General features: G+C 76.5%; 21 protein-coding genes. 18 read left to right on the top strand and 3 right to left on the bottom strand.

The window, feature by feature from the left end; genetic code table 11:
• Nucleotides 1–22: 22 nt before the first annotated feature.
• From AC2TDM_RS12430 to AC2TDM_RS12420, 3 genes are all read left to right on the top strand, one after another.
• The gene (locus tag AC2TDM_RS12430; protein WP_484634804.1) at nt 23–1,378 is read left to right on the top strand and encodes a hemolysin family protein; all 1,356 of its coding nucleotides are present in this window, start codon (nt 23–25) and stop codon (nt 1,376–1,378) included.
• Nucleotides 1,375–2,418 carry a hemolysin family protein gene (locus AC2TDM_RS12425; RefSeq protein WP_090029774.1) on the top strand — a complete coding sequence of 348 codons (1,044 nt, stop codon included), beginning with the start codon at nt 1,375–1,377 and terminating at the stop codon, nt 2,416–2,418. The genes AC2TDM_RS12430 and AC2TDM_RS12425 overlap by 4 nt, the downstream gene beginning before the upstream one ends.
• A 416-nt stretch (nt 2,419–2,834) precedes the next feature.
• Nucleotides 2,835–4,088 carry a M15 family metallopeptidase gene (locus tag AC2TDM_RS12420; protein WP_484634803.1) on the top strand — a complete coding sequence of 418 codons (1,254 nt, stop codon included), beginning with the start codon at nt 2,835–2,837 and terminating at the stop codon, nt 4,086–4,088.
• 75 nt (nt 4,089–4,163) lie between these two features.
• Here AC2TDM_RS12420 and AC2TDM_RS12415 read toward each other — a convergent pair whose 3' ends face one another.
• Nucleotides 4,164–5,069 carry an aldose 1-epimerase family protein gene (locus AC2TDM_RS12415; RefSeq protein WP_484634802.1) on the bottom strand — a complete coding sequence of 302 codons (906 nt, stop codon included), beginning with the start codon at nt 5,067–5,069 and terminating at the stop codon, nt 4,164–4,166.
• A 159-nt stretch (nt 5,070–5,228) separates the two neighbouring features.
• Here AC2TDM_RS12415 and AC2TDM_RS12410 point away from each other — a divergent pair, with 159 nt between their 5' ends.
• The 8 genes from AC2TDM_RS12410 (at nt 5,229) to AC2TDM_RS12375 (ending at nt 10,822) form a co-directional block, all read left to right on the top strand.
• Nucleotides 5,229–6,461: a TadA family conjugal transfer-associated ATPase gene (locus AC2TDM_RS12410; protein ID WP_090029778.1), complete on the top strand. Its 1,233-nt coding sequence runs from the start codon at nt 5,229–5,231 to the stop codon at nt 6,459–6,461.
• 4 nt (nt 6,462–6,465) lie between these two features.
• Nucleotides 6,466–7,323, top strand: coding sequence for a type II secretion system F family protein (locus AC2TDM_RS12405; RefSeq protein ID WP_484634801.1), 858 nt, complete (start codon nt 6,466–6,468; stop codon nt 7,321–7,323).
• On the top strand, nt 7,320–8,327 hold the full coding sequence (locus AC2TDM_RS12400; RefSeq protein WP_484634800.1) for a type II secretion system F family protein: 1,008 nt from the start codon (nt 7,320–7,322) through the stop codon (nt 8,325–8,327). The genes AC2TDM_RS12405 and AC2TDM_RS12400 overlap by 4 nt, the downstream gene beginning before the upstream one ends.
• Before the next feature lie 159 nt (nt 8,328–8,486).
• Nucleotides 8,487–8,891 (top strand): hypothetical protein, encoded by a 405-nt coding sequence (locus tag AC2TDM_RS12395; RefSeq protein ID WP_239078714.1) that lies wholly within the window; start codon nt 8,487–8,489, stop codon nt 8,889–8,891.
• Complete coding sequence (locus AC2TDM_RS12390; RefSeq protein ID WP_090029781.1) at nt 8,822–9,265, top strand: TadE/TadG family type IV pilus assembly protein; 444 nt, start codon at nt 8,822–8,824, stop codon at nt 9,263–9,265. The genes AC2TDM_RS12395 and AC2TDM_RS12390 overlap by 70 nt, the downstream gene beginning before the upstream one ends.
• Entirely contained in the window at nt 9,262–9,783 is a 522-nt protein-coding gene (locus tag AC2TDM_RS12385) for a pilus assembly protein (RefSeq protein WP_308439484.1), read from the top strand. Before AC2TDM_RS12390 ends, AC2TDM_RS12385 begins: the two co-directional genes overlap by 4 nt.
• Nucleotides 9,780–10,268: a pilus assembly protein TadG-related protein gene (locus tag AC2TDM_RS12380; protein ID WP_484634799.1), complete on the top strand. Its 489-nt coding sequence runs from the start codon at nt 9,780–9,782 to the stop codon at nt 10,266–10,268. Before AC2TDM_RS12385 ends, AC2TDM_RS12380 begins: the two co-directional genes overlap by 4 nt.
• Nucleotides 10,269–10,384: 116 nt before the next feature.
• Nucleotides 10,385–10,822, top strand: coding sequence for a hypothetical protein (locus tag AC2TDM_RS12375; RefSeq protein ID WP_203708744.1), 438 nt, complete (start codon nt 10,385–10,387; stop codon nt 10,820–10,822).
• Between the two features lie 51 nt (nt 10,823–10,873).
• Here AC2TDM_RS12375 and AC2TDM_RS12370 read toward each other — a convergent pair whose 3' ends face one another.
• Together AC2TDM_RS12370 and rfaE2 are read right to left on the bottom strand one after the other, a co-directional pair.
• Nucleotides 10,874–11,812, bottom strand: a complete 939-nt coding sequence (locus tag AC2TDM_RS12370; protein ID WP_090029782.1) for a glycosyltransferase family 2 protein — start codon at nt 11,810–11,812, stop codon at nt 10,874–10,876.
• Nucleotides 11,809–13,347: a D-glycero-beta-D-manno-heptose 1-phosphate adenylyltransferase gene (gene rfaE2 / locus AC2TDM_RS12365; RefSeq protein ID WP_308439485.1), complete on the bottom strand. Its 1,539-nt coding sequence runs from the start codon at nt 13,345–13,347 to the stop codon at nt 11,809–11,811. The genes AC2TDM_RS12370 and rfaE2 overlap by 4 nt, the downstream gene beginning before the upstream one ends.
• A 185-nt stretch (nt 13,348–13,532) precedes the next feature.
• Between rfaE2 and AC2TDM_RS12360 the strand changes: the two genes are divergently transcribed.
• The 7 genes from AC2TDM_RS12360 to smpB all read left to right on the top strand — a co-directional run bounded on the left by AC2TDM_RS12360 (nt 13,533) and on the right by smpB (nt 20,802).
• Nucleotides 13,533–14,468, top strand: coding sequence for a PhzF family phenazine biosynthesis protein (locus tag AC2TDM_RS12360; protein WP_484634798.1), 936 nt, complete (start codon nt 13,533–13,535; stop codon nt 14,466–14,468).
• Nucleotides 14,469–14,527: 59 nt separating this feature from the next.
• Entirely contained in the window at nt 14,528–15,850 is a 1,323-nt protein-coding gene (locus AC2TDM_RS12355) for a glycosyltransferase family 9 protein (RefSeq protein WP_484634797.1), read from the top strand.
• An 11-nt stretch (nt 15,851–15,861) separates the two neighbouring features.
• The gene (gene prfB, locus AC2TDM_RS12350; protein WP_090029787.1) at nt 15,862–16,974 is read left to right on the top strand and encodes a peptide chain release factor 2; all 1,113 of its coding nucleotides are present in this window, start codon (nt 15,862–15,864) and stop codon (nt 16,972–16,974) included.
• A gap of 218 nt (nt 16,975–17,192) precedes the next feature.
• The gene (ftsE, locus tag AC2TDM_RS12345; RefSeq protein ID WP_090029789.1) at nt 17,193–17,882 is read left to right on the top strand and encodes a cell division ATP-binding protein FtsE; all 690 of its coding nucleotides are present in this window, start codon (nt 17,193–17,195) and stop codon (nt 17,880–17,882) included.
• A gap of 21 nt (nt 17,883–17,903) precedes the next feature.
• A complete protein-coding gene (gene ftsX, locus AC2TDM_RS12340) occupies nt 17,904–18,818 on the top strand; it encodes a permease-like cell division protein FtsX (RefSeq protein WP_090029791.1) in 915 nt (304 codons plus the stop codon).
• A gap of 4 nt (nt 18,819–18,822) precedes the next feature.
• The gene (locus AC2TDM_RS12335; RefSeq protein WP_484634796.1) at nt 18,823–20,205 is read left to right on the top strand and encodes a murein hydrolase activator EnvC family protein; all 1,383 of its coding nucleotides are present in this window, start codon (nt 18,823–18,825) and stop codon (nt 20,203–20,205) included.
• A 126-nt stretch (nt 20,206–20,331) separates the two neighbouring features.
• Complete coding sequence (gene smpB / locus AC2TDM_RS12330) at nt 20,332–20,802, top strand: SsrA-binding protein SmpB (RefSeq protein WP_484634795.1); 471 nt, start codon at nt 20,332–20,334, stop codon at nt 20,800–20,802.
• Nucleotides 20,803–20,820 lie beyond the last annotated feature (18 nt).

Here is a 20,820-nt window from a genome sequence, read left to right as displayed (position 1 = left end):
ACCCGACCGCGTCGGTGCACCCGTGCTAGGCGACTGGGGGCTGGTGCTCCTCGGCATCGTGCTGACGGTCGGCACCGCGGTCTTCGTCGCCGCCGAGTTCTCGCTGGTCACGCTCGACGCGGACCTCGTCGAGAAGCAGGCCGGGCCCGACGACCGCCGCGCCGCCCGGGTGGTCCGCTCGCTGCGCCGCCTGTCCACGGAGCTGTCCGGCGCGCAGGTCGGCATCACGATGACGACCGTCCTGCTGGGCTACACGACGCAGCCCGCCGTCGCGCGGCTGCTCGGCCTGCCGCTCGAGGGGTCCGCGCTCGGCCCGGCCGTCGGCGGCGTCGTCGCCGGCGTGCTGACCGTCGTCCTCGTGAACGGCTTCTCCATGCTGATCGGGGAGCTCGTCCCCAAGAACTTCGCCATCGCGCGGCCGCTGGGCACCGCGAAGGCGGTCGTGCCCGCGCAGGCCGGGTTCACCACCGCGCTGCGGCCCGTCATCGCCGCGCTCAACGGGACGGCCGAGACGATCCTGCGGCGCTTCGGCGTCGAGCCGCGCGAGGAGCTGTCCGGCGGACGGTCGGCGCAGGAGCTCGCCGCGCTCGTGCGCCGCTCGGCCCAGGAGGGCACCCTCGACGAGTCGACGGCCACGCTGCTGACGAACTCCATCGACTTCGAGGACCTCACGGCCGTCGACGTCATGACCGACCGGCTGCGGATGGTGACGGTCCGGCGCGAGGACTCCGCCACGGCCGTCATGCGCCTCGCGCAGCGGTCGGGGCACTCCCGCTTCCCGGTGATCGGGGACAGCGCGGACGACGTCGTCGGGCTGGTGCACCTGCGCCGCGCGATCGCCGTCCCGCACGACCGCCGCGCGGACGTGCCGGCTGCCGCGCTCATGGTCGAGGCGCCCCGGGTGCCGGAGACGGTGCGCCTGGGGCCGCTCCTCGTCGAGCTGCGCGACCACGGCCTGCAGATGGCGGTCGTCGTCGACGAGTACGGCGGCACCGCGGGGCTCGTGACGCTGGAGGACGTGGTCGAGGAGCTCGTGGGGGAGGTGGCCGACGAGCACGACCCGCGCCAGGCCGCCGTGCTGCGCGGCTCGGACGGCTCGTGGCTGCTGCCGGGCACCACGCGGCCGGACGAGCTGACCGAGCTCACGGAGCTCCGCGTGCCGGAGGAGGGCCCCTACGAGACGCTCGGCGGGCTCGTCATGGCCGCGCTCGGGCGGATCCCCGTCGCCGGCGACGTCGTCGAGGTCGGCACCGTCCGGCTGACCGTCGAGGAGATGGACGGGCGGCGGGTCGAGCAGGTCCGGGCCGTGCCGGTCGCGCCGGCCGAGGCGCCGGAGCCCGCGGGCCGCGGTCGCGAGGTCCGGACGGGGGCCGCATGAGCACCGGCGTCGCCCTCCTCCTCGCCGTGCTGCTGCTGGCGGGCAACGCGTTCTTCGTCGCCGCGGAGTTCAGCATCATCTCCGCGCGCCGCAGCGCCCTGGAGCCGCTGGCCGAGGCCGGGAACCGACGCGCGACCACGGTGCTGTGGGCCATGGAGCACGTCTCCCTCATGCTCGCCTGCGCGCAGCTGGGCATCACGGTCTGCTCGACGAGCCTCGGCGTCGTCGCCGAGCCCGCGATCGCCCACTTCATCGAGACGCCGCTGCACGCCGTGGGCGTCAGCACGGCGCTCGCGCACCCGATCGCCTTCGTCATCGCGCTGGTCGTCGTCGTCTACCTGCACGTCGTGCTGGGGGAGATGGTCCCCAAGAACCTCGCCGTCGCCGGGCCGGACCGGGCCGTGCTCGTCTTCGGCCCGCCGCTCGTGTGGATCGCGCGGGTCGTGCGGCCCGTCATCGCCGCGCTGAACTGGCTCGCCAACCACGCCCTGCGCCTCGTGCGGGTCGAGCCCAAGGACGAGGTCGCCTCCGCCTACACCGCGGAGGAGGTCCAGTCGATCGTCGAGCGGTCGCAGGCCGAGGGGCTGCTGGAGGACTCCCAGGGGCTGCTCGCCGGCGCCCTCGAGTTCTCCGAGCGGACGGCCGCCGACGTCATGGTCCCCGTGGAGCAGCTCGTCAGCCTGCCGGCGGCGGGCACGCCGGACGACCTGGAGCACCTCGTCGCCCGGACCGGGTACTCGCGGTTCACCGTCGCCGGGCCGGACGGCTCGCCGGTCGGCTACCTGCACGTCAAGGACGTCCTGTACGCGGTGGAGGGCACGCGGCACCTGCCCGTGCCGCCGTGGCGCCGGCGCGCCCTGGCCGAGGTCCGCCCCGGCGACGAGGTGGAGGAGGCGCTGGCCGCCATGCAGCGCTCCGGGACGCACCTGGCCCGCGTCACCGACGGCGGGCGCACGGTGGGCGTCGTGTTCCTCGAGGACATCCTCGAGGAGCTCGTCGGCGAGGTCCGGGACGCGATGCAGCGGGGGCGCATCCGCTGACGGCTTTCCCGGGGCCTCGTTACCGGTGGTCGGCGCCGGTCGCACGGCGGGGACCCGAGACCTTGGTCACACACGAGGGGTCGCGCGGTGCGCTGCGCAGGCAGCGCGCCCGGCCGGTCGTGCACACCACGCGGGCAGGGGCTTGGAGGCGCCGCGATCGGCCGTTATGGTTTCGTGACCGCCTCGCGGACCGGCCCCGACGCCGGAGCGCGGCGTGCCCTGACCGTCCGGCTCATCCGAGCCGGCCCGCGCCGGGGCGCGGTGGCGGTCCTCCCGCGGACCCCGGTCCGGCTGCGCGCCCGGCGCGCGGCCGACGCCTGCCCGTGCCCGGGGGACGTGAGAGGACGACGGACGGCGCTCGACGAGAGCCGTGACAGCAGCGCAGGACAGCAGCGCAGGACCGCAGCGGAGGTGGCGTGGAGCAGCAGGTGCCGACGGCGAGCGTCACGTCCCCCGTGACGGCACCCCTGACCCGGCGGGCGCTGCGCGCGGCGCGGGCGGCGGGTGCGACCCCCACCACCGTCGCCACGGTCCCGTCCCCGGTGCCCGCTCCCGTGTCCTCCCCGGTGCCCGCCGCGGTGTCGGCCCGTCGGCACTACTCGGTCCACACCCCGACGCACGACGCGGTGCCCTCCCCGGCGCACGATGCGGTGCCCTCCCCGGCGCTGCCCGTCCTCGTGCCCGTCGCCCCGCGCGTCCTCACCCGCCGCGAGCTGCGCGCGCTCGCCGCCGCGCAGCACGGCGCCGCCACCGAGGCCACGGACGACGCGCCCCACGCCGACGCCGCCACCTCCGAGCGGGTCCTGCGTACCGTGCGGACCCACGCGGGCGGGGACGGCGACACCCTCGTGCTCCGGCCGGTCGAGGTGCACACGCACGCCGCCGACGCGGTGCGCGGTGGCACCGTCCGCAGCCGTCGTGAGCTGCGCGCCGCGACCGCGCCGGTGGCCCCGGTCCGTCGCCGTCGCGCCGGGCGCGCGGGTGTGCTGTCCGCCCTCGTCGCGGCCACGGTCGTCGTGCCCGTCGTGCACGGCCTGGGCGACGACGAGGCGCCCGCCGCCGGCACCGCGGCGGCCGCCGCCACGACGCAGCTGCCCTCGACCGTGACCGCGCTGACGGCCCCGGCCGACGCACCGGCGGTCCCGCCCGCGCTCGCCTCGGCCCCCGCGTCCCGCTCCCTCGAGGCCGCGAGCCGCTCCGAGGCGCGGTCGCCGCTGCCGGGCTGCTCCGGCGTCGTCGCCTCGTCGAGCCCGTCGAACGGGCTCGTGCCGCAGTCCGACCTGTGCACCCTCTGGGACGGCACGACGGAGATCCGGGCCGACGCCGCCGTCGCCCTGGCCGGCCTCAACGAGGCGTACGCGGCCCGCTTCGGCGAGGACCTCTGCCTCGTCTCGGGCTACCGCACGCTGGCCCAGCAGCGCGCCGTGAAGGCCGCCAAGGGCGGGCTCGCCGCGACGCCCGGCAAGAGCAACCACGGCTGGGGCCTGGCGGTCGACATCTGCTCGGCCGCGACGACGGGCGCGAAGTGGGAGTGGCTCAACGAGAACGCGGGCGTGTTCGGCTGGGAGAACCCGGACTGGGCGCAGCCCGGCGGCTCGGGCCCCCACGAGCGGTGGCACTGGGAGTACCTCACCGGCGTCAAGGCCGACGGCGAGTACTACGGCAGCTGAGACGTCGACGACGACGGAGGGCGGCACCCGCGGGTGCCGCCCTCCGTCGTCCTGCGAGCGTCGTCGCGGAACCGCTCAGACGAGCGTGAGCCCCCAGGTCGCCTCGTGCGTCGCGCCGGCGCCGAGCACGACGACGTCGTCCCCGGTGCGGAAGGCGTCGGCGATGCACGTCATCGGCTCGACGGCGACGCCGCCGCGCTCGACGCGCGGGATGCCGTCGCCGGTGCACACCTGCCAGGCGGCGAAGGCGTCGTCGGCCCACATCGCCGCCGTCCGCCCGTCGCCGCCGGTCAGCCGGGCCCAGGTGCGCCCGTCCGCCTCGCGCACGGGCTCGACCCACGCGTCGTCGAGCGCCACGCCGCGCAGGGAGACCGGCTCGCGCAGGTCGAAGGTGCCCGCGACCGGCTCGGTGCCGGTGGGCAGCAGCCGCTCGTCGACGGTCACGTGCCTCTCCGCGCCGACCTGCAGGACGCAGTCGTCCACCGCGCCGGCGGGGGCCAGCCACGGGTGGAAGCCCAGGCCGTAGGGCGCCTCGTCGGCGCCGAGGTTCGTCGTGCGGGTCGTCACGCGCAGGCCCTCGTCGGACAGGGCGTAGGTGACCTCGACGACGAGCGGCCAGGGGTAGCCGTCGGTGGGCACGAGCCGGTGCTCGAGGGTGACGGACGACGGCGTCGCCTCGACGACGGAGAACCGCGCCTTGGCGACGAGGCCGTGCAGGGCCGTGCTGCGGTCGGGCTCGGAGACGGCCACCTGGTGCTCGGTCCCCGCCCACGTGAAGTGCCCGTCGCGCAGCCGGTTGGGCCACGGCGCGAGGACGGCGCCGGAGAACGCGGGCGCGAGCTCCTCGGGGGCGAAGGGCACGACGACGTCGCGGCCGCCGACGGCGTACCGCCGCAGCGACGCACCGACCTCGGCGACGACGGCCTGGTGGTCGCCGTGGGACAGGGGGTGCTGCCCCCCGGAGGGGAAGGGGATGTTCACGCATCCACGCTAGCGCGCCTGCGAGGTGCGGCCGTCCGATCGGGCGGGAGCGGTGCAGCGGACGGGTGAGGGCCTGTGGACGACGGCGTCCGGGGGCTCCGCCGCCCCTAGCGTTCCGGTCAGACCGGACGGACCGGGCGCAAGGGGGGCGGGCAGGGCATGTCGGGCGAGGCGGTGACCATCCTCGAGGACGAGGTGCGCGAGCTCGTGCGCCGGCGCGGCCTCGACCCCGTGACCGACCGCGCCCGCGTGGTCGACCTGCTCGACGACGCGCTGGCCGACTACGACGAGCGGGCCGTGCGCGGTGCGGTGCCGCGGCTGCCGGACCCCGCGGTCGCGCACCGCCGGGTCCTCGACGCCGTGGCCGGTCTGGGTGCGCTCCAGCCCTACCTCGACGACGACGAGGTCGAGGAGATCTGGATCAACAGCCCCTCGCAGGTGTTCGTCGCCCGCCGCGGCGAGGCCGAGCTGACGACGACGATCCTCACGGAGGACGGCGTCCGCGAGCTCGTCGAGCGCATGCTCCGCACGTCGGGGCGTCGGCTGGACGTCTCCAGCCCCTTCGTGGACGCGAGCCTGCCCGGCGGCGAGCGCCTGCACGCCGTCATCCCCGACGTCACGCGGCGGCACTGGAGCGTCAACATCCGCAAGCACGTCGTGCGCGCCCGTGCGCTCGACGACCTCGTCGCGCTCGGCACGGTGCCCGTGCCGGTCGCGGCGTTCCTCGCGGCGTCGGTGCGCGCCGGCCTCAACGTGCTCGTGTCCGGCGGCACCCAGGCGGGCAAGACGACGCTGCTCAACGCGCTGGCCGGCGCCGTGCCGCAGCGCGAGCGCATCATCAGCTGCGAGGAGGTCTTCGAGCTGCGGCTCGACGCGCGCGACTGGGTGGCGCTGCAGACGCGGTCGGCGAACCTCGAGGGCGAGGGCGAGATCCCGCTGCGCCGCCTGGTGAAGGAGGCGTTGCGCATGCGACCCGACCGGCTGGTCGTCGGGGAGGTGCGCGAGGCCGAGGCGCTGGACCTGCTCATCGCCCTCAACGCCGGCCTGCCGGCCATGTGCACCCTGCACGCCAACTCGGCGCGGGAGGCCCTCGTCAAGCTGTGCACCCTGCCCCTCCTGGCGGGGGAGAACGTGTCGGACCGCTTCGTCGTGCCGACGGTCGCGTCGGCGGTGGACCTCGTCGTGCACGTCGAGCGCGACGCCCGGGGGCGCCGGCGCGTGCGCGAGGTGCTCGGCGTGCCGGGTCGTGTCGAGGCCGGGGTGGTCGAGACGGCCGAGCTGTTCACCACCCGCGACGGCGTCCTCGTGCGGGGCGAGGGTTTCCCGCCGCACGCCGACCGCTACGCGCGGACCGGCACGGACGTCGCGGCACTGCTGCGGGCTCGGTGGTGACGGCATGGGCGTGCTGACGGGGCTCCTGCTCGGGGCCGGCCTGGCGTGCGTGTGGTCCTCGCTGTGGGTGCGCCCCGCCCGCGCGGTCCGTCACGACGGCGTGCCCGCCCGGTGGCAGGACGCGCTCGTGCAGGCGGGCATGGCCGGGGTGCGGCCCGGGCACGTCGCCGCCGCCGGTGCCGTGCTCGGTCTCGTGACCGCCCTGGTCGTCCTCGCGGCCGTGCGCGTGCCGGCTGTCGCCGCCTGCTTCGGCGCCTTCGCCGCAGCCGTGCCGGTGCTCGTCGTGCAGGGGCGGGCGCGCCGTCGCCGTACCCGGGTGCGTGCGCTGTGGCCGGACGTCGTGGACCACCTGGCGTCGGCCGTGCGCGCCGGGATGACCGTCCCCGAGGCGCTCGCCCAGGTCGGGGAGCGCGGGCCGGCCGAGCTGCGGGCTCCGTTCGTCGCCTTCGCGGAGGACCACCGCGCCACGGGTCGGTTCACCGAGAGCCTCGACGCGCTGAAGGCGCGGCTGGCCGACCCGGTGGCCGACCGCATCGTCGAGGCGCTGCGGCTGACGCGGGAGGTCGGGGGCACCGACCTCGGGCGCCTGCTGCGGACGCTGTCGGCGTTCCTCCGCGACGACCTGCGCACGCGCGGCGAGCTCGAGGCGCGGCAGTCGTGGACCGTGCACGGCGCGCGGCTGGCGGTCGCGGCGCCGTGGCTGGTGCTGGCGCTGCTGTCCTCGCGGCCCGAGGCGGCCGTCGCGTACCGCACCCCGGCCGGGGCCACGGTGCTCCTCGTCGGGCTCGTGTGCTCCGTCGTCGCCTACGCGGCGATGGTCCGGCTCGGGCGGCTGCCCGACGACCCGCGGGTCCTGCGGTGAGCGGCCCCGTGCTCGTGTCGGGGGCCGGTGCGGCGGCGCTCGCGCCGGGTGCCGTCGGCGCGCTGCTCGGGCTCGCCGCCGGGGTCGGGACGGTCCTCGTCCTGGCGGCCCACCGGGCGCGCCGGGTGACGCTGGACCAGCGGCTCGCGCCCTACCTGCGCCCGCAACGGCGCTCCTCGGGGCTCCTCGGCGAGGCCGGCAGCGGTGGCGGTCGCGGGGCAGACCTCCTGGTGGCGCGCGGTGCGGGCGGCACGCTGCAGAGGTTGCTCGCCCCGGTCGTCGCGGACGCGGCCGCCCTGGTCGCCCGGGTCGGGCGGCCGGGCGACGAGCTCGCGCGGCGTCTCGTGCGCGCCGGCGGGCACCGCGGGGTGGAGGAGTTCCGCGCCGAGCAGGTGGTGCACGGCGCCGTCGGGCTCGCGGGCGGCCTGGCCGCCGCGCTCGTCCTCGGCGTGCTGCGCGGCGGAAGTCCCCTCGCCCTCGCGCTGCTCGCGGTGCTGGCCGGAGCCGCCGGCGTGCTGCTGCCCGACGTCCGCCTCACCGCGCACGTCCGGCGGCGGGAGGCGCGGATCCTGCTCGAGCTCCCGACGGTCGCCGAGCTGCTCGCGCTCGCCGTCGGCGCGGGCGAGGGTGCCGCGGGCGCGCTGGACCGCGTCGTGCGCACCACCCACGGCCCCCTCGCGGCCGAGCTCGGCGCGGTGCTCGCCGAGGCTCGGACCGGGACGCCGCTGACCGTCGCGCTCGACCGCCTCGCCCGGCGCACCGGCGTCCCGGCGCTGGCCCGGTTCGCCGAGGCGGTCTCCGTGGCCGTCGACCGCGGCACGCCGCTGGGCGACGTGCTGCGCGCGCAGGCCCAGGACGTGCGCGAGGAGGGTCGCCGCGCGCTCATGGAGGCCGGCGGCCGCAAGGAGGTCCAGATGATGGTGCCCGTCGTCTTCCTCCTCCTGCCGGTGACCGTCCTCTTCGCGGTCTTCCCCAGCGCCGTGGTCCTGCAGGTGGGCCTGTGAGCGCCGACGGCCGGCGGCCCCGTCCCCGCGTCCGTCCCCGCGTCCGGCCCCGCGTCGGGCCGCACGTCCGCCCCCACTCCGGGCTCCCCTCCCGGCACTGCGTCCGGCACCACCCACGTCCCCTCGCCCGTCCCCCCGCCCCCACCACGGAGGTCCTCGATGTCCCGCTCCACCGCCCGTTTCCCCACCCGCGGCGCCCGCTCGTCCTCCCCGCTCGCGGCGGGGCTCGCGCCGCGCACGGCGGCACCCGCGTCGTCAGCCTCGTCGCCGTCGCCGTCGTCGGACCACGCGGCCGTCGTCCCGCTGCGACGGGCGGCGACGCCGTCGTTGCCGCGGCGCGACCGTCCGGCCGACCCGTCCGCCCTCGCGCTGCGCGCCTCGTCGGCGGCCTCGCTGACCCTGCTGCGGCTGGGGCGGCGGCTGCGGGAGGACCGGGGCGACGTGCCCGGCTGGGTGCTCGTGACCCTCATGACGGCGGGCCTCGTCACCGCCCTGTGGGTGGTCGCGCGGCCGGTGCTCGAGGACGTGTTCCGCACGGCGATCGCGGGCGTCACCGGCGCCTAGACGCCGACGCCGGATCGGCCGTCGTCGAGTTCGTGCTCGCCGCCGCCCTGCTGGCGGTGCTCGTCGCGGGCGTGCTCCAGCTCGCGCTCGCCCTGCACGTGCGCACCGTCCTCGCCGACAGCGCGGCCGAGGGCGCGCGGTACGCGGCGGTCGGGGGACGCACCCCGGCTGACGGCGTCGCCCGGACCCGTGCCCTGGTCGTCGCCGCGCTCGACGAGGCGTACGCCCGCGACGTGACCGCAGGCCCGGAGCGGCTGGACGGCCTCGACGTCGTCGCCGTGCACGTGAGCGCACCGCTGCCGGTCCTCGGCCTGCTCGGGCCGGCCGGCCGCGTGGAGGTCGTCGGGCACGCGCTGGCGGAGGACGGCCCGTGAGGCGCCTCCGCGCCGCGTGCATCCGCCTCGGCACCCGTGCCGGGCAGCGCTGCTGCACGGCCGCGACCGCGCTGCGCCGGGGCGACGACGCCGGCAGCGCCGTGCTCGAGCTGCTCGGCGTCGCGCTCCTGCTCCTCGTGCCCCTGGTCTACCTCGTCCTCGTGCTCGCACGGCTCGAGGCGGCGACCTTCGCGGTCGAGGGCGCCGCACGGGACGCCGCCCGCACCTTCGCCGCGGCGGACGACGCACGGGCGGGCACGGTCCGCGCGGTGGCCGCGACCGGCATCGCCCTGCGGGACGCCGGGTTGGGCGACGACCCCGCGGCCGCGCTGGCGCTGGCGTGCCCGTCCGGGCCGTGCCTGGCGCCGGGCGGCACCGTGACGGCCCGGGTGGCCGTGCGCGTGCCGCTGCCGTTCGTCCCCGCCGCGGTCCGGGGCGCCGTGCCGCTGGAGGTGCCGGTGAGCGCGGAGCGCTCCGCCGGCGTAGACCGCTTCCGGTCGACGGCGGCCGCGCCGTGAGGGCCGGGGAGCCGCGCGCGGGTCGGCGAGCCGGCCTCGTCGACCGGCTGCGCCGCGGCGACGACGAGGGACGCATCGCGCTGCTCGCGCTCGGGTTCGTGGTGGTCGCCGCGAGCCTCGTCCTCGTCGTCACGGCGGCCGCCGGGGTGCACCTCGACCGCAAGAGGCTGCTCGCGCTCGCCGACCTCGCCGCGCTCGACGCGGCCGATGCGCTCAGCGCCTCCGCCTACTACGCCGGCGGGCTGCCGTCCGACGGGCTCCCGCTCGCGGACGCGGCGGTCGGCGCCGAGGTGCGCGACCACGTCGCCGCGCACCCCGACCCGGCCCTCGGCACCGTCCGCGTCGTGTCGGCCGGCAGCCCGGACGGACGTTCGGTCGTGGTCCGCCTGGCGGCCGTCGTCCCGGTCCCGCTCGTCGGCGGGGTGCTCGCGCCCTTCACCGACGGCGTCCCCCTGACCGCGACGGCCACCGCCCGCGCCTCCTGAGACGCCGCGGTTGCGGCGTCGCGGGGCCCGGGGTGGCATGGACGCGGCCGGCTGGCAGGTGGCGGGCCGTGGGCAGACCGGGCCGCCGTGCGGCGGCCGGCAGGTGAGGAGGCGCAGTGAGCCAGGACGACCGCGACGACACCGACGAGCGCACCGACCACAGCGGCGGCCCCGGCCCCGACGGCGGCCACGTGCGCACCGGCCCGGACACGTCGAAGAGCCTCAAGTACTCCCAGGAGATCGCCTCGACCGACGACGACCCGGAGCGCCCGGGCCGCAGCCTGGTGACGACCAACCACGACGTCATCCGGCAGTGGGCGGAGGCCCGCGACGGCGTGCCGGCCACGGTCGAGGGCACGGAGCACGGCGACCACCTCGGCGTGCTGCGCCTGGACTTCGGCGGCGACGACGACCGCCTCGTCCACGTCACCTGGGACGAGTGGTTCGACACCTTCGACACCCGCCGCCTGAACTTCATCTACCAGGAGGAGAAGAAGGACGGCACGACGAGCTCGTTCTTCCGCCTGGAGAGCCCCGACCGCGAGGACGGCTGAGGCCGAGGCGCCCGACCCGGAGCAGGACCGGACGACGAGGCGGCGGACCGGCTACGGCCGGGCCGCCGCCTCGTCCTCGGCGGCGAACAGGACGTCGAAGGCGTCCACGTCCCGCACCGGGACGGTGGTCGGGGCCTCCAGGTGCACCGCGCCGCTCGGCAGCAGGCCGGCACCGCCGTGCCGCTCCATCACCCGCCACTGCACCGCCACATCCTCCCCGGCGTGCGTGCTCGGCAGCCGGTCCCAGAAGTCGTACCCGCCCGTGCCGACCAGCGCCTCGCGGTCGTACAGCACGCAGGCGCCCACCCAGGCGACCCTGTAGGGCAGGTACCCGTCGACGGGCACCGGCACCTCCGCGGCGACGTGCGCGAGGTTCGCGGCGTTGTGCAGGCGCCACCGCTCGAAGGCGGCGGTCCCGCGGCGGACGCGCTCGGGCTCGACCGGGCCGTCCCACGCCTCGAAGGCGGTGCGCTCGTGCGGGCGGTCGTCGTCGAGGTACGACAGCCCCTGGACGGCGGACCCGACGAAGCCGCACCCCAGCTCCCGCAGCGCGGCGTGCATGCGCGCGAGCTGGCCGGGCTCGAGCCAGACGTCGTCGTCGAGGAACAGCACGGCCGGCGCCGTCGCACGCTCGAGCAACGACTGCCGGTGCTCGGCCAGCCCCCGGCGCGGCAGGTGCCGGTGCAGCTCGACCGGCCGCCCCTGCGCCGTCAGGACCCTGACCATCGCCTGCACGGCCGGGGCGGCCAGGCTCGCGCCGTCGTCGGACTGGTCGGAGACGATCACGCGGAACGGCGGGTCGTCCTGCGCCGCGAGGCCGGCCAGCGTCACCGCGAGCTCGGCCTCGCGGCCGCACGTCGGCACGAGCACGTCGACGAGCGGCTGCGGACCCGGCTCCGCGGGTCCGCCCCAGGCCCCCGACCAGCGCCGGCTCCGCGCGCGCGGCGCCCGGTCCCGCGCGTCCCCGGCGCCCTCCCCGCGGGCGGTCACCGCGCGACCTCGCCGGCGTCCGCCGCGGCCGGTGCCAGCGCGGCCTGCGCGCCGCCCGACCCGGTCACCCGGATCCGCTCGACGACCGCGGTCGTCGAGCGGTCGGCGACGTAGTCGAGCATCCGCACCTCGCCGCCGTAGGCCTGCACGACCGCCGCCTCGGCCAGCATCTCCGGCGTGTAGTCCCCGCCCTTGGCGTAGACGTCGGGCCGGATCTGCTCCAGCAGCGGGATGGGGGTGTCGGTGTCGAAGACCGTCACGTAGTCCACGCACGCCAGCGCCGCCAGCACGGCGGCCCGGTCCTCGGCGGTGTTGATCGGCCGCCCGGGACCCTTGAGCCGGCGCACGGAGTCGTCGCCGTTGACCGCGACGACGAGCACGTCGCCGAGGCGCCCGGCCTGCTCGAGCGAGGTGGTGTGCCCGCGGTGCAGCACGTCGAAGCAGCCGTTGGTGAACACGATCCGTCGGCCGGCGGCCCGCTCCCCGGCGAGGCGGGCGACGAGCTCGTGCGCGGGCAGTGCGCCGTGCCGGGCCTCCCACCGGGCCAGGAGCTGGCGCGCGGTGCAGACGGACGTGCCGGGCGAGCGGACGACGACGTCGGCGGCGGCCTGCGCGAGGTCGGCGGCCACGGTCAGCGGCAGGCCGGCGGCGCGGGCGAGGGTGAGCGCGGCGACGAAGGTGTCGCCCGCGCCCGACGCCTGGCTCTCGTCCGCGGGCTCGGCCCACGTGCGGTGCGGCTCCTGTCCCGGCTCGAGCGTGACGGTGCCCTCGCGGTCCAGCGTGACGACGGCGGCGCGCGCGCCCGCGGCCGCGAGCAGGTCGGGAGCGCGGCGCTCCGCCTCACCGGGGCGGTCCTCCCCCTGGGGCCCGCCGAGCGGCCCGCCGAGGAGCACCGCGGCCTCGGCGGCGTTGGGCGTCACGAGGTCGGGGGACAGGTCGGCCCACGGGCGCAGGTCGTGCGCGTCGACGGCCACCACCCGCACGCCCGGCCGGGCGGCCGCGAGCGCCGCGTGCACCGGCCCGTCCAGGCTGCCACCGCCGTAGTCGCAGACCAGCAGCGCGTCGGCGCCGGCGGCCGCGACGGCCACGCCGTCGGCGAGCGCCTCCAGGGTGGCGGCCGACCACGGCTCGTCCGGCCCCTCGTCGATCCGCACCAGCACCTGGTCGCCCGCGAGGATGCGCTTCTTCGCCGGCGTGCGGCCACCGTCGACGACGACCATCGACACGTCGACGCCCGCCTCGCGCAGCAGGTCGAGCAGCCTGTGCCCGTCGGGGTCGTCGCCGACGAGCCCGACGAGGCGTACGTGCGCCCCCAGCGCGGCGAGGTTCGCCGCCGTGTTGGCCGCCTGCCCGGGCGCGTGCGAGCGCTGCGACACCTCCACCACCGGTGCCGGGGCCTCGCGCGTCATCCGCCGCGCCGGCCCGGACCACCAGCCGTCGAGCGCGAGGTCGCCCACCACGGTCACGTGGGGTGCGACGCCGAGCACCTCCTGCACGAGCTCGGGGGTCACGGGGGTCGCGGGTCTCGCGGGCACGGCTCACCTCCGGTGAGGGCGTCGGCTGCCAGGGGCGGGGCCAGAGAAGCACCTCCGCGGCTGCTCCGCGCGGTGAGGTGCCCGTCAGCGCGCTGTGACGTGCGACGACGTGCGACGACGAGCGACGACGAGCGACGAGCGACGACGTCCGGGGTGCCCGGCGCGGCCGGTGCCAGGATCGGTCCGTGACCACGCGCCGCTTCGCCCAGGTCGACGTCTTCTCCGCCGAGCCGCTGCGCGGCAACCCGGTCGCCGTCGTGCTCGACGCCGACGGGCTCGACGACGCCGCCATGGCCCGCTTCGCGCGCTGGACGAACCTGTCGGAGACGACGTTCGTCCTCCCGCCGACCGCCGCCGGGGCCGCCGCCGGTGCCGACTACCGGCTGCGCATCTTCACGCCGGGCGGCGAGCTGCCCTTCGCCGGGCACCCGACGCTCGGCAGCGCGCACGCCTGGCGGGAGGTGGGCGGTGTCCCGCGGGCGACGACCGGGCCGGTGCAGGAGTGCGCCGCCGGGATCGTCCCGCTGCGGACCACTGGCCGAGGGGCCGACGAGGGCGCCGACGCGGGTGGCGACGTCGGTGGCCACGCGGGTGGCGACATCGGTGGCGAGGTCAGGGGAGACGCGGGCACCCTCGCCTTCGCCGCCCCGCCGCTGCTGCGCGAGGGCCCGCTCGACGACGCCCTGCTCGACCGCATCGTGGCGGGCCTGGGCGTCGGGCGCGACGCCGTCGTCGACCACGCCTGGGCCGACAACGGTCCGGGCTGGGCGGCGGTCCGGCTGCGCACCGCCGCCGAGGTGCTCGCGTTGCGTCCCGACATGGCGGCCCTCGTCGGGCTCGAGGTGGGCGTCGTGGGCGTGCACGCAGCGGGCGGCCCGGCGCACGTGGAGGTGCGGGCCTTCTGCCCGGAGCTGGGCGTGCCGGAGGACCCCGTCACGGGCAGCCTGAATGCGGCGCTCGCGCCGTGGCTCGTGGCCACCGGCGTCGTGCCGCCGCGGTACGTCGCCGCGCAGGGCACGGTCCTCGACCGCGCGGGCCGCGTGCACGTCGAGGTGGGCGCCGACGGCACCTGGGTCGGCGGCGCGTGCCGCACCGTGATCCGCGGCACGGTCGACCTCTGACCACCTCTCGCCGCCGACGAGCACGGGCGGCGCCCGGGGCGGTCGGGTAGAAGTACCGCGTGCCCACCTCGACCGCCCCCGTCCCGCCCGCCGCCCAGCCGTCCGCCCAGCCGTCCGCCCAGCCGTCCGTCCCGCCGGCCGTCCCGCCGGCGACCGCCGCGCCCGCCCTGCCGGTCGTCGGGACCCTGGGGGAGCGGTTCACGGACGTCCGGCGCATCGCGGTGCTGCGTGGCGGCGGGCTCGGCGACGTCGTGTTCGCGCTGCCCGCCGTCGAGGCGCTCGCGGCCGCGTACCCCGAGGCGGAGATCACGCTGCTCGGCACGCCGCTGCACCGGGCGCTGTTCGCGGACCGCCCGGGGCCGGTCCGGCACGTGGAGGTGCTGCCCGTCGCACCCGGCATCCGGGACGCGGCCGGTGCCGAGCACGACCCGGCCGCGGTCGACGCCTTCTTCGCCGGCCTCGCCCCGCGCGGCTTCGACCTGGCCGTCCAGGTGCACGGCGGCGGGCGGAACTCCAACCCCTTCCTGCTCCGCCTGGGCGCCCGGCACACCGTCGGCCTCGCCACGCCCGACGCGCCGCCGCTCGAGCGGACCGTGCCGTACCTCTACTACCAGCACGAGGTGCTGCGGGACCTCGAGGTGGCCGCGCTCGCGGGGGCCCCGGCGGTGACGCTCGACCCTCGCGTCGCGGTGACCGACGACGAGCGCGCCGTCGGGCTCTCGCACCGTCCGCCCGGCGCGGACCGCCTCGTCGTCGTGCACCCCGGCGCCACGGACCCCCGCCGCCGGTGGCCGGCCGAGCGCTACGGCGAGGTCGCGGCCGCCCTGGCGGAGGACGGCGTCGGCGTACTGCTCGTCGGCGACGCGACGGACCTGCCGGCCGCCGAGCAGATCCTCGCCGTGGTCGACGAGAGGGTCACGGGACCGGCGCGCGCGCTCGTCGGCTCGCTCGTGGACCGGCTCTCCCTCTCGGCCCTCACCGGGGTGCTCGCGACGGCGGACGTGGTGCTGGGCAACGACAGCGGGCCCCGGCACCTGGGACAGGCCGTCGGCGCCGCCACGGTGGGCATCTTCTGGTTCGGCAACGTCGTCAACGCGGCTCCCTTCGGTCGGGGGCGCCACCGGGTCCTCATGTCGTTCACGCGCGCGTGCCCGGTGTGCGGCGCGGACGTCACGCAGGTCGGCTGGACGGCCGTGCGCTGCCCGCACGACCCGTCCTTCGTCGCCGAGGTGGGCACGGACGCGGTCCTCGCCGACGTCCGCGAGCTGCTGGGCACGGCCCCGCGGCGCTCGGAGGTCACGCTGCCCGGAGGGGCGTCGTCCGCCCCCTCGCCCACCCCGTCGTCCACCGGGCGGTCCGGGGACGCACCGGCCACCCGGTAACCTGGACGGCCGTGGCTGCCACCGACTTCCCCGCCGAGATCCGCACGCTGCGCGGCACCCTCGAGTCCATCCGGGCGGTGAGCGACCCGACGGCCCTGCGCGCGAAGATCGAGCAGCTCTCGGCGCAGGCGTCGGCCCCGGACCTGTGGGACGACCCCGAGAAGGCGCAGGGCGTCACGAGCGCGCTGTCCGCGGCGCAGGCCGAGCTCGACCGCACGGCCCGGCTCGGCGCGCGGATCGACGACCTCGAGGCCCTCGTCGAGCTGGCCGCGGAGGAGGACGACGCGGACACCCTGGCCGAGGCCGAGTCCGAGCTCGAGGGCATCCGCAAGGACCTGGGCGAGCTCGAGGTCCGGACGCTGCTGGCGGGGGAGTACGACCAGCGCGACGCCGTCGTCACCATCCGCGCGGGGGCGGGCGGCGTCGACGCCGCGGACTTCGCGGAGATGCTCATGCGCATGTACCTGCGCTGGGCGGAGCGCCACGGCTACCCGACGAAGGTCCTCGACACCTCCTACGCGGAGGAGGCGGGCCTGAAGTCGGCGACGTTCGAGGTCAAGGCGCCGTACGCCTACGGCACGCTGTCCGTCGAGGCGGGCACCCACCGCCTCGTGCGCATCTCGCCCTTCGACAACCAGGGCCGGCGTCAGACGTCCTTCGCCGCCGTCGAGGTCATCCCGCTCATCGAGCAGACGGACCACGTCGACGTCCCCGAGTCCGACATCCGCATCGACGTCTTCCGCTCGTCGGGCCCCGGCGGGCAGTCCGTCAACACGACCGACTCCGCCGTGCGCATCACCCACCTGCCCACGGGCATCGTCGTGTCGATGCAGGACGAGAAGTCGCAGATCCAGAACCGCGCGGCGGCCATGCGCGTGCTCCAGTCGCGCCTGCTGCTGGCCCGTCAGCAGGAGGACGCGGCGAAGAAGAAGGAGCTCGCGGGCGACGTGAAGGCGTCGTGGGGCGACCAGATGCGCTCCTACGTGCTGCAGCCGTACCAGATGGTCAAGGACCTGCGGACCGAGCACGAGGTCGGCAACCCGGCGGCGGTGTTCGACGGCGACATCGACGGGTTCGTCGAGGCCGGGATCCGCTGGCGCCGCAACGGCCAGGCCGAGGACTGACGCACCCTCCCAGCCCGGTCCCAGGCTCGGGGCCGGCGCGGCGTGTCGGCAGCCGTGTCGCGGGCGCGCGTGCCTAACCTCGAACGCCCACCCGTCCGGGAGGGGCGGCACAGCCCTCGCGGTGCGCGGCCGCCGGCCGATGGGACGGGCACGGGTGCGGCGCGTCCCGGCGCGCGTGCGCACCCCGACCGACGTCCCCGACCCGTCTGGCAGAACCCGTGATCCGATTCGAGAACGTCACCAAGGTCTACGCGCGCGGCTCGAGGCCCGCGCTGGACCGGGTGACCCTGGACGTCGAGCGCGGGGAGTTCGTGTTCCTCGTCGGGGCCTCCGGCTCCGGCAAGTCGACGTTCCTGCGGCTCGTCCTGCGCGAGGAGCGCGCGAGCGCCGGCAAGGTGTTCGTCGCCGGCAAGGAGCTCGGCACGCTCTCGTCGTGGAAGGTGCCGCAGCTGCGCCGCCAGATCGGGACGGTGTTCCAGGACTTCCGCCTGCTGCCGAACAAGACCGTCTTCGAGAACGTGGCGTTCGCGCTGCAGGTCATCGGCAAGCCGCGCCACCACATCCTCACCACCGTGCCGGACGTCCTCGAGGTCGTCGGGCTGGCCGGCAAGGAGAAGCGCAAGCCGGGCGAGCTCTCCGGCGGGGAGCAGCAGCGCGTGGCCATCGCGCGCGCCTTCGTCAACCGCCCGCCGATCCTCCTATGCGACGAGCCCACGGGGAACCTCGACCCGACGACGAGCCTGGGGATCATGCGCCTGCTGGACCGGATCAACCGCACGGGGACGACCGTGGTCATGGCCACGCACGACGACGAGATCGTCGACCAGATGCGCAAGCGCGTCGTGGAGCTGTCCGGCGGCGAGATGGTGCGCGACCAGTCGCGCGGCGTCTACGGCTCGGACCGCTGAGCCGGGGAGGGGACGAGCACCGTGCGTCTGCGCTTCATCCTGTCGGAGATCGGCATCGGCCTGCGCCGCAACCTGTCGATGACCATCTCGGTGGTCCTCGTGACCTTCGTGTCCCTCACCTTCGTCGGCGCGGCCGGCCTGCTGCAGCTGCAGATCGGCAAGATGAAGGACCAGTGGTACGACCGGGTCGAGGTCTCCATCTTCCTGTGCCCGGCGACCTCGTCAGCGCCGACCTGCGCCGGCGGCGTGGTGACGGACGCCCAGCTCGCCGACATCCGCGCCGCGCTGGACGCGCCGGAGGTGGCACCGGCGATCGAGGAGGTCTTCTACGAGACCCAGGAGCAGGCCTTCGCCTCGTTCCAGGACCAGTTCCAGGACCAGTTCTGGGCCTCGGTCGTGACGGTCGACGACATGAACTCCTCCCTGCGCATCAAGCTCACCGACCCCACGCGGTACGACGTGGTGGCGGACGTCGTCGCGGGCCGGCCCGGCGTGGAGACCGTGGAGAACCAGCGCGAGCTGTTCGACCAGGTCTTCCTCGTGCTCAACCGGGCGACGCTGCTGGCCGCGGGGCTGGCGGCGGTCATGCTGCTGGCCGCGGTGCTCCTCATCACGACGACCATCCGGCTCTCGGCGCTGTCGCGGCGGCGGGAGACGGGGATCATGCGTCTCGTCGGGGCCTCCACGCTGTTCATCCAGCTGCCGTTCATGCTCGAGGGGGCGATCGCGGCGACCGTGGGCGCGGTCCTGGCCGTGGCGGGGCTCTGGTTCGGGGTGGACGTGGTGGTCCAGGACTGGCTGGGCGCATCCTTGACGTGGATCCCGTACGTGAGCAGCCGGGAGGTGTGGACCGTGGCGCCGTTGCTCGTGGTCGTCGCCATCCTCCTGGCGGGCATCTCGTCCGTCGTGACCCTGAGCCGCTACACGAAGGTCTGAGCCCATGCGCCGCCCGTCCCGCACGACCGCCGGCAGTGCCGCCGGCCCGGTGGCCGGTTCGTCCGCCGGCACTGCCGGCTCGTCCGCCGTGCGCCGGCGACGATCCCGCCTGCTCGCCGCCGTCGCCGCGCTGGGACTGGCCGCGGTCGTGGCGGTCCCGCACGTGCTGCCCGCCGTCGCCGACGACCTCGACGACCGCCGCGCCGCCGCCGAGGCGCGGGCCCGGGCGGCCGCCGGTGCGAAGGAGGAGGCCGAGGCGGCCCTCGAGGGGCTGGAGGGGGACCTCGCGGCGGCCGCCGCCGCGCTCGTCGCCGTGCAGAACCAGGTGCCGGCCGCGCAGCAGCGGCTGACGGACGCGCAGGTGGCGCTCGACACCGCGCAACGCGAGCAGACCGCGATCGCCGGTCGGCTCGCGGACGCCGAGGCGCAGGAGACGAGCCTCGGCGCCACGATCGCCGAGGGCGACGCCCGCGTGACGGAGCTGCGCGCGGCGATCGGCGAGCTGGCCCGCCAGGCGTACCGGACCGGCACGACGAGCTCGAGCCTCGACGTGGTCCTCGGGGCCGAGAGCGTCGAGGACTTCGCCCAGCGTTACGGCCTGGCCTCCACGGCCCTGCGCACGCAGTCGCAGGTGCTGGAGCAGCTCTCCACCGCGCAGGCGGCCGCCCGCAGCAGCCAGGCCCGCCTCGTGGCGGTGCGCGAGCGCATCACCGAGCTCAAGGCGGACGCCGACGCCAAGGTCGTCGAGGCGGACCGGGCGCGCGCCGAGGCGCAGGAGGCCAAGGAGGCGCTGGACGCCCTCCTGGCCGAGCAGCAGGCGCGGGCCGCCGCGCTCGAGGTGCAGAAGGGCGACCTCGAGCGCCAGCTGCAGGCCCTCGACGCGCAGCGGGCGTCCCTGGAGCAGGAGCTGTCGGCGATCATCGCCGAGCAGCGCGCGCGGGACACGACCGTGCGGGCCCCGTCGGGGCGGGTCAGCGGGGCGGTGTTCGGCAACCCGACGAGCATCGACCCGATCTACGTCACCAGCGAGTACGGCATGCGCCTGCACCCGACGCTCGGGTACGTGCGGCTGCACGCCGGGATCGACCTGCGCACCTACTGCGGCACGCCGATCTACGCGGGCCGGGAGGGCACGGTGCTGTGGGCGAAGCTGCGGTCGGGCTTCGGCAACCAGGTCATGGTCGACCACGGCTACGTCGACGGGAACTCGCTCATGACGAGCTACAACCACATGACGCGGTTCGTCGTCGCCGGCGGCCAGCACGTCGACCGCGGGCAGCTCCTGGGCTACTCCGGCAACACCGGGACGTCCGCCGCCTGCCACCTCCACTTCGAGGTCTACGTCAACGGCGCCACGGTCAACCCGCGCCCGCTCCTCGGCCTGTAGGGGCCGACCGGCTCGGCGCGGCTGGCGGGCGGCCACGGCTGACCGGGCTGCCGCGGCCGCGGGGCGGTACCCTCGACGGCGGCCCGGACGGGGCCGCGCGCGCCGGACGACGGGGAGGTGGCCGCGATGCCGAAGGAGCAGGGGCGCAAGCTCGTCGCCGCCAACCGCAAGGCCCGGCACGACTACACGATCGAGGACGTCTTCGAGGCCGGCGTCATGCTGACCGGCACCGAGGTCAAGGCGCTGCGGGCCGGGCGCGCGAGCCTCGTCGACGGCTGGTGCGAGATCGACGGCGGGGAGGCGTGGCTGCACGGCGTCCACATCCCCGAGTACTCCCAGGGCACGTGGACCAACCACGCCCCGCGCCGCAAGCGCAAGCTCCTGCTGCACAAGCACGAGATCGAGTCGATGGCCCAGGACACCCGCGAGAAGGGCCACACCATCGTGCCCCTGTCGCTGTACTTCCTCGACGGGCGCGCCAAGCTCGAGATCGCCGTGGCGCGCGGCAAGAAGGACTGGGACAAGCGGCAGGCTCTGCGCGAGCGGCAGGACAACCTCGAGGCGCAGCGCGCGATGCGGGAGAAGCGGGACCTGTAGCCGGGGGCCCGGGCGTGC

The organism is Cellulomonas sp. plas2 (assembly GCF_057221735.1).
This window is presented reverse-complemented; position numbering and strand designations above follow the sequence as displayed.

Coding starts and splice junctions, on each gene's coding strand:
- AC2TDM_RS12425 (WP_090029774.1), top strand. CDS start 1,375: ATGAGCACCGGCGTCGCCCTCCTCCTCGCCGTGCTGCTGCTGGCGGGC.
- AC2TDM_RS12410 (WP_090029778.1), top strand. CDS start 5,229: ATGTCGGGCGAGGCGGTGACCATCCTCGAGGACGAGGTGCGCGAGCTC.
- AC2TDM_RS12405 (WP_484634801.1), top strand. CDS start 6,466: ATGGGCGTGCTGACGGGGCTCCTGCTCGGGGCCGGCCTGGCGTGCGTG.
- AC2TDM_RS12395 (WP_239078714.1), top strand. CDS start 8,487: ATGTCCCGCTCCACCGCCCGTTTCCCCACCCGCGGCGCCCGCTCGTCC.
- AC2TDM_RS12335 (WP_484634796.1), top strand. CDS start 18,823: ATGCGCCGCCCGTCCCGCACGACCGCCGGCAGTGCCGCCGGCCCGGTG.
- smpB (WP_484634795.1), top strand. CDS start 20,332: ATGCCGAAGGAGCAGGGGCGCAAGCTCGTCGCCGCCAACCGCAAGGCC.